Raw genomic sequence first — 13,355 nt, 5'->3', positions numbered from 1 at the left:
TTCCGCTTCGATCTCTTTGACCGTTTCTTCGATGTCGTATTCGACGCGGCGGAATTCGACGACATGTTCGTCATACAGCACGTAGCAGCTTCGTGGGTCACCGTCTCGCGGTTGCCCCACGCTACCGACGTTGATCATCAAACGCTGTGATTTGTCGGAGACCGAATAACCACCCGCCAATTCCATCGGTCGAATAAATCGCATGTCAGGCGTGAAAATTCCCGGCACGTGCGTGTGCCCTTGGAAACAGAGGTGCGGGATCATGGAAAACAGCTTTTCCATTTTCTTGCAGTTCTGAGTGTCTTCGGGAAAGACGTACTCGTTGGTGGGACTGCGAGGCGATCCGTGTACGAACAGCACCCCCCCTTCGCGGACGGTGCGAGGCAATTTGCACAAGAATTCCATTCGCCGCCGGCTGGCCTCGGGGCCATCACGGCCGCATTCGAGTTGAGCGCGGGTCCAGAAAATTGCCTGTTCGGCGGCAACGTTGAACCCCTCGGGGTCAAACAACGCGCTGCTGTCGTGGTTGCCCAGCACGCAAAAGTCGAATTCGATCGCTTGGTCTAAACAGGCACACGGCTGAGGGCCATAACCGACAACGTCGCCGAGACACACAATGCGATCGACTTTATTGGTTTGAACGTCTGCAAGGACCGCTCGCAAAGCGGCCAGATTTCCGTGGATGTCACTAAGAATGGCGGTCCGGGTCAATTTAAAAACTCAGGTTGAAAACGAAGGAACGGTCCAGCGAACGTCTGTCCAGCCAAGAAGAATCGTAATCTTAACCCCAAAACCGATTTCGCGTCAGCTAGAACCTTTCTATCGCCCGTGTTTCAGTCGATCGCCCAATGCGTCGGACAGCTCTGCAACGGCGTAAATCTTGTTCGCGGTGACGTCGCGATCGTAATCGACACGCCGGTAAGTCACCGTTTTCGCTTCGGTATCCAAGATCGCATAACAGGCTCGGTTGTCCTCGTCGCGGGGTTGGCCGACGCTGCCCACATTGATCATCGCTTTATTCGGGCCGACGTGGTAAACGTAGTCGCATTCCTCAGGCGAAATAAACTCGCATTCCGTTGTAAAGACGCCTGGCAGATGCGTGTGCCCCATAAAGCAGATATGTTCGATCTTGGCGAACAACATCTCCATTTTGCGTTGGTTGAAGATGTCTTCGGGAAAGACATATTCGTTGGTGGGGTCGCGGGGCGATCCATGAACAAAGCGAAATTCGCCCTGGTCGATCTGTCGCGGCAACTCGCCCAGAAAATCCCAGCGGGTGTTGATCTGCTGAGCCGAGCCTGGGCCGTTGTCCAATTGGTCGCGTGTCCAATAGATCGCTTGCAGCGCCATCGGATTAAAACCCTCGGGATCAAATAACGCCGCCTGGTCATGATTGCCAAGAATGGTCGAATGACAGCTTTTCATGACCAAATCGAGACATTCACACGGATTGGGGCCATAGCCAATAATGTCACCGAGACAGTAAATCTCGTCGACAGGGATCGTCTTGATGTCAGCCAACACTGCAGTCAGTGCTTCAAGATTTCCGTGAATGTCACTGATCAGCGCGCGTTTCACTAAATGACTCGGTGGTGGAAAGCAATGGAATCGGGAAAACGTGGAGGTGGACGAAACTTTAATGGTTCAAGATCTCGTCGCGGAGATCATATCACACTCCGTCTCGCACTCGTCCCTTTGTGCAAAACTATGGATGTGAAGGCCAAGCCCGAAGTGTAGTTTAATGCGTTTTTTTTGGGCAATCCCATCATTTTTGCTTCTCGCAAGATTTCCTCGCCTCGAAGCCGTTCGGTCTGGCATTATCAAGTTTACCGAATGAGTTACATTGTGGGGATCGTAGGCATTAAGCCAGGATGCCAATCGCTCGATCTTCGGCTCCCATTTGGCTCTTTGCCGCATTCTCACTCGCTTCTCAAACGCATCACATCGCATGACCGCTGGAAATTCTCGTGAATTGCCGATTCAATTGGCTATCGAAACCACGGGACGGACAGGCTCGGCCGTGCTGATGAGTGGCGACAATGTGTTGCTGCGACGTCCTATGGGTGAGCAAATACGCACGGCGGCAGCGATCGGGCCCTGTCTGGATGAAATGCTGTCTTGGTGCCGGGACGAGAAAAAATCGATCGATTTTATTTCTGTTGCGGTCGGTCCAGGGTCCTTCACCGGGCTTCGCATCGGCGTCACGGCGGCCAAAATGTTGAGTTATGCGATGAAATTGCCGCTGGTGGCGGTCGATTCGTTGGCGTCGGTCGCGGCGGTCGTGTTTTTCGAAAACCCCGATCTGCAAACGCTGCGAGTCGGATTGGATGCCTATCGAGGCCAAGTCTTTACCGGACAATTCCATCGCGGTGAAATCTTGCCGCCGCTTGCCGCGATTCCCAATCCATGGACGCCCTTGCCGCAATCGATCGAAATTGTCAGTGCCGAACAGTGGTCCACGCTGCTGGCATCGGCCCAGGCATCGCAATTGACCGTTGCGGGCGACGCCAAGCCTTTTGCGAAATTCAGCGGAACGTCGATGACTCGCAGCGAACTCGATGCATTTGGCGTCGGGCTGGTCGCACTGCGAGCGGCGGAACTGTCGCTCTTTACCGACCCCATGGCCTTGGTGCCCCGCTACTTGCGACCCAGTGCGGCAGAAGAAAAGGCGGAGACGCAATCATCGCCGGAGATGCAATCATCGGCGGAGACGCAATCATCGGCGGAGACGCGGGGAAAAGGCTAGTGCGCCGGACTTGGCACTGAGTCGGCGATTTCGGCTGGTCAGTTAGGGGGGGCAATTTTCTCTATTGCGTTGCCTGCGGATCCTTCCTAATCTCCAAAACGACCTTCATAGTCTGAACCCAACCGTTCCCCATCCCGAGATGACGAATTGCCATGGAAGGCTACTCTAAATCGTTCGAGCGATCCTGTTTTTTACGGATTGCGACGACCCTGTTTGTCGTGCTCAGCAGCAGCTCGAGTGTGACGCTTTCGGCGGCTGAGGCTCAATGGATTTGGGCTGCCAACACCACCATCGACACTCCCATCGCGGTCGGCGAAACGTGCTTGTTTCGCAAACCCCTGAACTTAAAAGTTCCCGGCAAGGGACAAATTGAGATCGCGGCGGATGACGAATACGAGTTGTACGTCAACGGCCGCAAAATCGGCAGCGGCCAATCCGCACGCCAAATCGATGAATACGACATCAGCGATCACTTAGAAGTCGGCCGAAACATCATCGCGATTCGCGTCGTGAACACCCATGGCGACAAAGCCGCCTTGGCTGCTCGCGTGTCGGTTTTGCCCGACGGCACCGACAAATGGTACACCTTCAGCAGCGATGCATCGTGGCGAACCAGCAGCGATGAGGTGGCCACTTGGGAAACCGTGCTGCACAATGACCGATTGTGGGGCAACGCATCCTCGTTCGGCGAACTTGGCGATACGGTGCCTTGGGATCAAGACGAAGACGTGCAGGTCGCTGAACAAACCGACCAACGCGAACGATTCCAGATTCAACGTGGCTTCGGCGTCCAACGCGTCCTGGATGACGAACAAGTGGGCTCGGTGATCGCGATGACCTTCAACGAGTTTGGTCATATTATCGTCTCACAAGAAAACGGACCTCTGCTGCTTGTCTTTGATCGTGATGAAGACGGCGTTCCCGAATTTGTGCGGACTTACTGTGACAAAGTCAAATCGTGCCAGGGCATCTTGGCACTCAATGGCGAAGTCTTTGTGACGGGGGATGGTCCCGATGGACACGCGCTGTATCGATTGACCGACGTGGACCGCAATGGTTCGCTGGAAAAGGTCCGTGCGATTGTCAAATTCAAAGGTCCTGCCGGAGAACACGGTGCCCATGGATTGCAACTTGGACCCGACGGAATGATCTACGTGACGTTGGGTAGCCACACGCATGCGATCGGCAAAACCGGGCCAGGGGAAACGTACAACGATGCTTACGAAGGCGATATCCTGCCTCGATACGAAGATCCCAGTGGTCATGCCATTGGCGTCAAGGCACCCGGAGGAACGATTATTCGTACCAACATCGATGGTTCGATCGTCGAACGTGTCGCTGGCGGAACCCGCAATGTTTACGATTTAGCCTTTCATTCCTCGGGCCACATGTTCGTGCACGATTCGGACATGGAAGCCGACATCGGGACCGCTTGGTACCGTCCGACGGCGCTGTTTGATGTGACCGAAGGGGCTGAATTCGGCTGGCGTACCGGATGGGCTAAATGGCCTGAACACTTCGTCGACCGCCTGCCCAATCTGCTCGATACCGGACGGGGCAGCCCGACCGGAGCGATCAGCTATGAACATTACATGTATCCCGTCCGTTATCAGAACACCTTGTTTCTAGCGGATTGGTCCGAAGGCCGCATTTTGAATGTGCGATTGAAAAAACGCGGTTCGGGCTACATCGCCGATAGCGAAGTCTTTCTCAAAGGCCAACCGCTGAACGTGACCGACTTGGATGTCGGGCCCGATGGCGGACTGTATTTCAGCACCGGCGGTCGTGGCACCTCCGGCGGCGTTTACCGAGTCGTCTACAAAGGCGAAATTCCCGAACGCATGAAGAATCTCGGCAGCGGGATTGCCGCAGCCGTGCGACAACCTCAAATCGGTTCCGCATGGGCGCGTCAAGAAATCGCTTCGATCAAACGCGAACTCGGCAGCGAATGGGGACAATTGGTTGCCGGAGTCGCTTATAGCGATGACAACCCACCGCACTACCGAGTGCGAGCACTCGATTTGATGGAATTGTTTGGCCCGGTTCCTAACGAAGAATTGATCATGGAACTGAGCCGTTCGCCCAACGAAGCAGTACGTGCTCGTGCAGCCGCAGTGATGGGAATGCACCCGAGTGCGAAAACCGGTCCACGGCTTAGCGAGATGCTTAGCGACCCCGATCCAAGTGTTCAGCGAGCAGTCTGCGAGGCAATGCTGCGTAGCGATAAGATGCCTGAAACCGTCGATCCTATCTTTGAATTGCTGGCCTCGGATGATCGCACTTTGGCGTTCACTGCACGTCGCGTACTTGAGCAGATGCATTTGGGGCTGTGGCGTGACGAAGTCCTAAAGAACGACGACACGCGAATTTCCGTCCTAGGCATGTTGGCGTTGATCAATGCCGACCCGACCGAAGCCAACGCGATCGAAGTCTTGGCTCGGATTAGCGAAATGATGACCGGCTTTTTGAGTGATGCCGATTTTGCCGATGCGTTGCGTGTCGCCGAAGTGGCGCTGCATCGCGGGAAAGTTTCGCCGGCGAAGGTCACCGCATTCCGTGACCAGATTGCCGAAGAATTCCCGGCAGGGGACAACCGCATGAATCACTCGCTGATTCGGTTGGCCAGCTATCTGGGAGCCGAGCAGGTCGCCGATCGCGCTTTGGCGTTTATCGAATCCGATGCACCGACTGAAGACCGGTCGTTGGTGGCAATGTGTCTGCAATTTTTGGCAAAGGATTGGGATGCCGAACAACGCTTCCGAATTTTGAAGTACTACGAGAACGCTGCGGGCCAAGCGACCGCCGGATCGTTGTCGATGTATTTGGCGAACGTTACCAAAGACTTTGCTCAATCGCTGTCGGATGAAGACGTCGCTGCGATTTTGGAACAAGGCAGCGTTTGGCGTAACGCCGCGCTCGCTGCGATCTACAAATTGCCTCGTCCTATCGACAAAGAAACCGCGACGACGTTGATCGAGCTCGATCGCAAACTCGTCGAAGAACCTCAGCACGGTGACGTCGAACGACGATTGCGAACCGGCATCACCGCGATGTTGGCGACATGCAAAGATCAAAGTGCGGCCGACTATCTGCGGTCGGTTTGGCGTAGCGAGCCCGATCGACGTAGCGTCGTGGCCATGGCACTTGCCCAAGATCCGGATGGCGAAAACTGGGATTACTTGGTTCGCAGCCTCAATATCCTGGACGATCAAACCTCGGGCGAAATCTTGTCGGCACTCAAATCGGTTGCCATTGCCACCGATGATCCGATGGCACTTCGTCAGCTGATCTTGTTGGGCGTTCGCGCCCAAGAAAATGGACAAGCGTTCGAAGGCGTCGAACAATTGCTTGAACATTGGACCGGAATGCAGCGACCCGAAGGAGCGAAGATGTCGATGGCACCTTGGCAAAAATGGTTCGCTAAAACCTATCCCGACCGACCCGAGGCCGTTTTGCCCAACGCCGATGATTCACGATGGGATCTTGATCAACTGTTGACTTACCTGGAAAGCGACACCGGCAGCTTTGGCGATTCGTCGCATGGTCGCGATGTGTTCGTCAAGAGCCGATGTGATCAATGTCATCGTCAAGGTAGCACCGGCAAAGCGATCGGTCCCGATTTGACCTCGGTTGCTCGGCGGTTCACCAAACGAGAAATCTTGGAATCAATCCTGTATCCGGCTCACATCGTCAGCGACCAATACGCCAGCAAGAAGGTACTGACATTGGACGGCAAGGTGCTCGTCGGTTTGGTGACCACGCAAAGTGATGGCACGCTGTTGGTACGCGACAGCAACAATCGCATCTCCAGTGTGGAAGAATCGCAAGTCGATCAGATTCTGCCGAGCACCAGCAGTATCATGCCGAGCGGATTACTGGACGATTTGAGTCTGAAAGAGATTGGCGATTTGATGAGCTACATGGGAGTGATTCCCGAGCTCGAGATCGCCAGCAAAGAAGACAATCTTCGCTAGCAGGTTTCATCGACACGTATCGAGGTAGCGAAACTCGCCAAGAGTTTCGGCCCAATTACTCAATCGCCGAAAGCTAACTTTCGGCGATTTTGTCGTTTGTTCCGATAAATCCCAACCCGACGCGTCAGCGAGGGACCGAATCATGATCGGGATTCCATCGCTTACGCGTTTCGATGTACTTCGGGCCAAAGGCCCGGCCATTTTCTAGCCGCCCTCATTATGTCCCAGCAAACGGCCGGGCCGTTGGCCCTTCCATTCATTGGTTTTCTTGGTCCCAGCCCGTTGGGCTGGGCTAGGTAAACGTCCGGGGCTTTGCCCCTAAATACAAACGCGCAGCTTCAAAAGGCGTGTCCGATCTTTAATTCTGCTGTAACCCACGGACGCGTCGCCGATAGTCATCCGCCTTGGCAAAATCAATGACGTTGTCGGGGATCGGAGCGAACGCGGGTAGGTTCATCGACAAACAGTGCAGTTCGCCCTGCAATTCTTTCAAACTGCTCATGTCGACCGTCGTGACGGTGTGGTTGGGCAGCAATCGGGCGTAGGTGGCTCGCGCGGCCGCGACCATCTCTGCCGGATCACTGTCAAACGTCGGAATCAGCACCAAGTTGTTGGCGAGAATCACGTTCGTGTACGCACTCCACGACGTTCCGTTTCGCGGCGGGATGTCGACGCGAATCACTTGCATCGGTTTTCCATCGACTTGCACACGCTGTAGTCGGGCGGCGTTGCGTTCCAGGATCGCCGCGTTGATCGGATCCAATCGCGGGTCGACTCGAGCGACCACGACTTGATCCGCTGCTAGGAAGGTGGCGAACATGTCGACATGTCCCGTCGCTTCGTGTTGCAGAGGTTCCAGCACGACCAACTCGGTGAGGTTACAGTGCTTGGTGAATTCGTCGATCACCATTTTGCGGCGTTCCACTTCGGGATCGAGTCCGGGCCATGGTTTGGGAAAACCGATCCGATTGTCTTCGAAGATGCGATGCGTCGTTAATGCGATGCGGCGGCCATTGCTGAGCAGATTGCCACCTTGGATCGTCCAAGGTACCGAAATCAATCTTGATCCGGTGCGTTCGGCCCATACGACCGGCAATGCATCATCCTTGGGACGAGAGCCCTCGTAATAGAAATCGATCGCTTCGGTACCCTGTTCACCTTCGGCCAACAAAGGACCAAAGTCACGCATCCAAATCGTGTCCAGGTCGATTTCGCAAAAGTAAACGTGATCGGTCGGAACACGTCCGCCTTGGATCCAATCGACCGCATCGACGAGTTGTTCTGGATTGTTGCATAGGACCAACACGTTGGTGTGCCCCGCTGTCTTCTCGACGATCTGTTGTAGCGTCGCAGCATGATGCGATTGCCAATCGCTAACGCTTAGCACCAGAGCACGCTGAGATTCGAACTCGGCGGCGAGTCGTGGAAAGGGACGATTCTGGTTGGCCTTGCCTGCCTCTACCGCCATTTGGGCAAGCAAGGTGGGAGAGAAACGCTGAGCCAAAACCGGATCGTTTGCCACCGTAAACCCTGTGGCTATCACGACCGCAGCCGCAAACCGCAACAATGACTTGACCATCAATCTCAGTGCTCGTCTAAGTAGTGCTCGTCTAAGTACCTGTCTCATTGCCACCGCGGCCCTTGCCCTGATCGAGCCGTTGCCGCTTTTTCGACTCGGACCGTCGCGAAGGATGCCGATCCGAGCTGCCGGTTCGCTCTGCAGTCTCCAGGTTTCGCAGACACCTCGGTGCCCAATGGGGGTAGGCTTGGCAGCGGTCCGATTTCGAATTGTAATTGCCAACCACAACACGGCTATCGGGCGATCATAAAGAAATGCAGAAATGAACCCGCCCGGGCTCCAATCCGCTACTGTAATGCTTCGGATGGTAAGAAAACGGAAATCGAAACAGCGTAAAAAACGAAACGGGCACTCCTGTTGGTGCTGCGATCACTTCCTGCCTAACGAACGGTTTGGGGGGAAAGGACATCGGCTGCATCTTTGCAAAAGCTGTCAGCGGTTACCGCAAGAAGAACGCGACTTTCGCAGCGAACGGAGTAACCTTTACCGCTGTGTCACCTGGGACGGCATTATTCCTAAAAAGCGTCGTAAACAGTTCAATCGGTTTCTGCAGCACGCCAACCCCAAGATCCGTAAGATCGCTCAACAGCTGCAGCGAGAAGATCAGCTCGAACGAGCTCGGTTGAACCGGGACGAACGCGAGTTCGACGAGTTTAGCGGGGATGTTAATTTGGATTTCGATATCGCTGTGTACGATTGGCGATGGCTCGATGATGATGAACTCGCTTCCTACAGATAAATAGTTGCAATCGGAGCGCGGCAGCGATAGATTCACCGCAGGGGGGGAGTCGCAGCGGTCGAGGACCGCAGCGACGCCGCTTGCCTTTTTGATCTATCGACTGGATTTCCACAGGGAGCAAGCACGTGAACAATGAATACACGGCGCGATCGTTACGCTGGTTCGAAGAGGTTTGGAATCAACGGCGGGCCGAAACCATCGATGAATTCTTGACCGAAGATAGCATCGCGGAAACCGAAGATGGCGTGCTCCGCGGCCCCGATGAGTTCAAGAAACAAGTGCATGCACCGATGCTTGACGCGTTTCCCGATTTGCATGTGGACGTGGAAGGCACGGTCACTGAAGACGACAGTGTGGTGATCCGCTGGAAAGCCACCGGGACTCACCAAGGCGATGGATTGGGCATCAAGGCAACCGGACGCCCGATTGTGATTCGCGGAATCACTTGGCACCGGTTCAAGGATGACAAACTGGTCGGCGGCGGAGATTACTGGAGTCAAGAGAGTCTAAAGAGGCAGCTGCAAGACACTCCGCAGTAATTTTCGGTTGCACCGGAATTGGGTTTGGCGACGATCCACGTAATCCAATTGCCAAGGAATCAGAATGCCGAAATTGGCTGATGTGCGACGCGATCCCAGGCCTTGTCCGCTCGCTGCGTACACTCGTCACCGCCGTGGATCACGGTATACTGGAATCTTGCACTGCTTCCTATTCACACATTCCAACCCCAAGGAAATCCCATGAGTCGATTTGCTGTAACACTATGTATCGCTTTGTTCTCATTTTGCATGCTGCCAGGGTGCGGTGATTCGGGGCCTTCCAATGTCGCCGAAGATGCAGACGCCGCAGCGATCGCTGAATACGAAGCCGCCGTCGCCGCCGAAAGTGCTTCGATGAACGAGAGCCAAAAATAAGGCAAAGAGCCAATCAGGCCAGAGAGTAAAGACGCCCAGAGAGTACGATTTTTAAAAAGAAAACCCCAGACAAATTCATGCCTGGGGTTTTTTGTTGCGCCATCAAATGTCGTGCAGTACTCGATTCAAGTTTAGAATTCCGAGTTGATGGTCTCTTTCGATGCGCGTGTTCCCAATGAACCCCACAAACCGTAGGGACTCTTTGCCCCAGGAGCGTTGTTGTTGGCAGCGTTACCGCTGATGTAGACCACGGGGTTTCGCTGATTGCCAGCTTCGATCGAATCGGTGATGAATTTGACCGCTCCATCACCCATCAACACATGAATACCGCCTTGGTGACGACTCGATCCGGTCGTAATCGATGGCCCGTTGGAATCGTGTGGGATACAAATCGGACTGTTCGGTGGCAAGATGGTGAAAGCCATCGAATGCATGTTTTGAGCATCAGCCCAGCGATAGCCGCGTCCTTTGGTGACCGGTTCGGTGTTGCCCGAGATCCAGAACTGCGGACGTTGGGGATCGAGCATGCTCGATTCAAGACACGTGCTGGGGTTGTCGCGAATGTCGTTTTGCCCCGGTTGACCATTGGGGTGACGTTTGCCAATCGTGCGGGCATCGTTGTCGCCCAAGTCGGTGGCAATCTCCATCATCGCGATGGTGTTGGAGAGTCCATCGAGGACGTCACGAAATTTCATCGATTTGTGACGAACAAACATGCCGCGATTCGCTGCACGTGATTCCTCCGCGTATCCACTGTTGGTCGGTCCGCTGTCAGGATCAAAATCGCCGTGCTGAGCACGCCAATGAGAATCGCCCATGCACGAGGCATAATTGGTTCTTCCCAGTGCCGGTAATCCGGTCCCCGGATCGCTTGGGCAGCGAAGCGTAGGGAGCTCGGTCGCCCATGCAGTGTACTGGATATTGTCCGGGGTCGGACCCATCGCAGGCCAAGGAGGCGACTGAACCGCGCCGTCGGTTCGCTCGGTACTCGGGTTGGTGATCTTTTCCCACAGCGCTTGCTGCTCAACAAATGGGGTCATCCCCACCAGCGAACTCAGCCGCCAATGGTTGTTGGTGCTATACGAAGTCCACCAGTTTTGCCCCGTGTCGCTACCGTCGTCAGTACCGGTTCCATGAACAGGCATCTGACCGTACGCACTGTGATAGTTGTGAAGCCCCAAGCCAAGCTGCTTGACATTGTTGCTGCAACTCATTCGGCGGGCCGCCTCGCGCGCCGCCTGCACCGCCGGTAGAAGCAATCCTACCAGCACGCCGATGATGGCGATCACCACCAGCAGTTCCACCAATGTGAAACCTTTTGAAAGTTCGTGACGCTTCATTGATAAACTCCAATGAAAAAGAAAAGGGAATCCCGCCACGGAGATGGCTGAGCATCCGCCGCTGCGGTGGTGACGAAACTATCGTCGGGAATAGGACCAGCCACTAATTGTATCTTAGTGGCGGATGCTTGGGCCATAGCTCTAGAGAAGGGGTCAGGCAGCGATTAGCGGTTTGCGAAACGGTCTGCGTCTTTAGTTTCGTTAATTAGAAAACGTGAGGGATGGGAGGCCGCAGAAGTGTGCGTAGGGGGGCAGGCACGGGATTGGTGTGCAAAAAGGTGCAGTCAAGGATTGCGGCTCGAGGAAGGTTGCGGCGTTTGGGGGTTCGCCAAAGAGAAAGCCTCGCATTGTCGAGGCGTTGAGTAAGAGCTCGTTGACAATGCGGGTTGCCGCATGAAGGCATTGCCAAACCCGTTTGCCTGTGACCTCGTTATGGTCAGTTTCGAAATGGGGTTAGGTTTTCCGGCGGTATCCGCGACGTTCAAGCCACCAGCTCATTGCTGAGATCGCGACGCACGAATTTTTCTATCGCTGCCATCGCAGCTGAATGGGCGGCGATGAATGAAAGCCTTCAGGATGGAAAGTGTCCAAGCGGCAGAACGTGCTGACCTTGCACGTGCGGACCTTGCAAACAGAAAAACCCCGGGCTGAAGAGAGCCCGGGGTTTTTCGTCGATTCAGTGAGCGTCGAAGTGAGTTCGTCGCAGGCTTAGAATTCCGCGTTGATGGTCTCTTTCGATGCACGCGTTCCAAGCGCTCCCCACAATCCATAGGGACTCTGCGAACCAGCGACGTTTTTGTTAACAACGGTACCGCCATTGTGCACCACGGGGTTCCGTTGGTTACCCGCTTCGATCGAATCGGTCACAAACTTGACGGCTCCATCGCCCATTAGCACGTGGATCCCCCCTTGGTGACGACTCGACCCCGTCGTCAGCGCGGGGCCGTTGGAATCGTGCGGAATACAGACCGGGCTGTTGGGCGGCAAGATCGTGTAGGACATCGTGTGGATGTTCTGGGAATCAGCCCAGCGATAGCCACGGCCTTGCGTGACCCCTTCGGTGTTCCCTGAAATCCAAAACCGAGGACGCGCCGGATCGATCATATTCGATTCGAGACAAGTGCTGGGGTTGTCGCGGATGTCGGTTTGCCCAGGCGTTTGTCCGTTGGGGTGGCGTTTCCCAATCGTGCGGGCATCATTGTCACCTAGATCGGTGGCGATTTCCATCATCGCGATGGTGTTGGAAAGTCCATCGAGGACGTCACGAAACTTCATCGCTTTGTGACGAACAAACATGCCGCGATTGGCCGCACGTGATTCTTGCGCCCATCCACTGTCGGTGGGACCAAAGTCGGGATCAAAATCGCCGTGCTGGGCACGCCAGTGGGAATCTCCCATGCACGAGGCATAGTTCGTCCGTCCCAGCGCAGGAAGGCCTGTGCCAGGATCGCTTGGGCAGCGAAGTGTGGGAAGCTCGGTGGCCCAAGGGGTGTACTGAATTTCTTGCGGAGTGGGGCCCATCGCGGGCCAAGGGTTTGTCGTGGTTCCAATCGCGGCGCCATTGTTCTTGTCGGTGCGTTCGGAACTTGGGTTGGTGATCTTCTCCCACAATGCCTGTTGCTCGACAAACGGGGTCATCCCCACCAACGCACTCAGACGCCAGTGGTTATGCGTGCTGTAGCTCGTCCACCAGTTTTGGTTGTTGTCGTTGCCGTCATCGGTGCCGACACCATGAATCGGCATCTGGTTGTAGGCACTGTGATAGTTGTGCAGCCCCAATCCCAATTGCTTGACGTTGTTGCTGCAACTCATTCGCCGTGCCGCTTCGCGAGCCGCTTGCACGGCGGGCAACAGTAGGCCAACCAGTACGCCGATGATGGCAATAACCACCAATAATTCCACCAGGGTAAAACCCTGGGAAAGTCGATCACGCTTCATTAACAATCTCCATGAAAACGATTGAAAACTTCGGTTTTCGGGCGAATTGGTGCAACGACATCCGTTGCCCTATTTTGACGATGCGCCCGCTCACCAGTTATGTAGTCAATAGAGTGTAACATAGC

The 13,355-nt window shown here is 55.0% G+C and carries 10 protein-coding genes; 5 read left to right on the top strand and 5 right to left on the bottom strand.

Annotated elements, in window-relative coordinates; translation table 11 throughout:
• Together ABX962_RS16210 and ABX962_RS16205 are read right to left on the bottom strand one after the other, a co-directional pair.
• A partial coding sequence (locus tag ABX962_RS16210) for a metallophosphoesterase (RefSeq protein WP_372721095.1) occupies window positions 1-711 on the bottom strand: 711 nt, incomplete at its 3' end.
• A gap of 108 nt (window positions 712-819) precedes the next feature.
• The gene (locus ABX962_RS16205; protein ID WP_372721094.1) at window positions 820-1,578 is read right to left on the bottom strand and encodes a metallophosphoesterase; all 759 of its coding nucleotides are present in this window, start codon (window positions 1,576-1,578) and stop codon (window positions 820-822) included.
• A 370-nt stretch (window positions 1,579-1,948) separates the two neighbouring features.
• On the opposite strand from ABX962_RS16205, the gene tsaB reads away from it, so the two are divergent.
• Together tsaB and ABX962_RS16195 are read left to right on the top strand one after the other, a co-directional pair.
• A complete protein-coding gene (tsaB, locus tag ABX962_RS16200) occupies window positions 1,949-2,746 on the top strand; it encodes a tRNA (adenosine(37)-N6)-threonylcarbamoyltransferase complex dimerization subunit type 1 TsaB (RefSeq protein ID WP_372721093.1) in 798 nt (265 codons plus the stop codon).
• Window positions 2,747-2,898: 152 nt separating this feature from the next.
• Window positions 2,899-6,720 carry a HEAT repeat domain-containing protein gene (locus tag ABX962_RS16195; protein WP_372721092.1) on the top strand — a complete coding sequence of 1,274 codons (3,822 nt, stop codon included), beginning with the start codon at window positions 2,899-2,901 and terminating at the stop codon, window positions 6,718-6,720.
• Window positions 6,721-7,078: 358 nt separating this feature from the next.
• On the opposite strand, the gene ABX962_RS16190 is transcribed toward ABX962_RS16195, so the two are convergent.
• On the bottom strand, window positions 7,079-8,299 hold the full coding sequence (locus ABX962_RS16190; RefSeq protein ID WP_372721091.1) for an agmatine deiminase family protein: 1,221 nt from the start codon (window positions 8,297-8,299) through the stop codon (window positions 7,079-7,081).
• A gap of 304 nt (window positions 8,300-8,603) precedes the next feature.
• Here ABX962_RS16190 and ABX962_RS16185 point away from each other — a divergent pair, with 304 nt between their 5' ends.
• The 3 genes from ABX962_RS16185 to ABX962_RS16175 all read left to right on the top strand — a co-directional run bounded on the left by ABX962_RS16185 (window position 8,604) and on the right by ABX962_RS16175 (window position 9,952).
• Window positions 8,604-9,038: a hypothetical protein gene (locus ABX962_RS16185; protein WP_372721090.1), complete on the top strand. Its 435-nt coding sequence runs from the start codon at window positions 8,604-8,606 to the stop codon at window positions 9,036-9,038.
• A 125-nt stretch (window positions 9,039-9,163) separates the two neighbouring features.
• Entirely contained in the window at window positions 9,164-9,577 is a 414-nt protein-coding gene (locus ABX962_RS16180; RefSeq protein WP_372721089.1) for an ester cyclase, read from the top strand.
• Between the two features lie 201 nt (window positions 9,578-9,778).
• The gene (locus tag ABX962_RS16175; protein WP_372721088.1) at window positions 9,779-9,952 is read left to right on the top strand and encodes a hypothetical protein; all 174 of its coding nucleotides are present in this window, start codon (window positions 9,779-9,781) and stop codon (window positions 9,950-9,952) included.
• 131 nt (window positions 9,953-10,083) lie between these two features.
• Here ABX962_RS16175 and ABX962_RS16170 read toward each other — a convergent pair whose 3' ends face one another.
• On the bottom strand, window positions 10,084-11,292 hold the full coding sequence (locus tag ABX962_RS16170) for a DUF1559 domain-containing protein (protein WP_372721087.1): 1,209 nt from the start codon (window positions 11,290-11,292) through the stop codon (window positions 10,084-10,086).
• A 708-nt stretch (window positions 11,293-12,000) separates the two neighbouring features.
• Window positions 12,001-13,230: a DUF1559 domain-containing protein gene (locus ABX962_RS16165; RefSeq protein WP_372721086.1), complete on the bottom strand. Its 1,230-nt coding sequence runs from the start codon at window positions 13,228-13,230 to the stop codon at window positions 12,001-12,003.
• Window positions 13,231-13,355 lie beyond the last annotated feature (125 nt).

The organism is Novipirellula sp. (assembly GCF_041583735.1).
Lineage (GTDB): Bacteria > Planctomycetota > Planctomycetia > Pirellulales > Pirellulaceae > Novipirellula.
The sequence above is the reverse complement of the archived record's forward strand: the minus strand, read 5'-3'. Positions and strand labels throughout refer to the sequence as shown.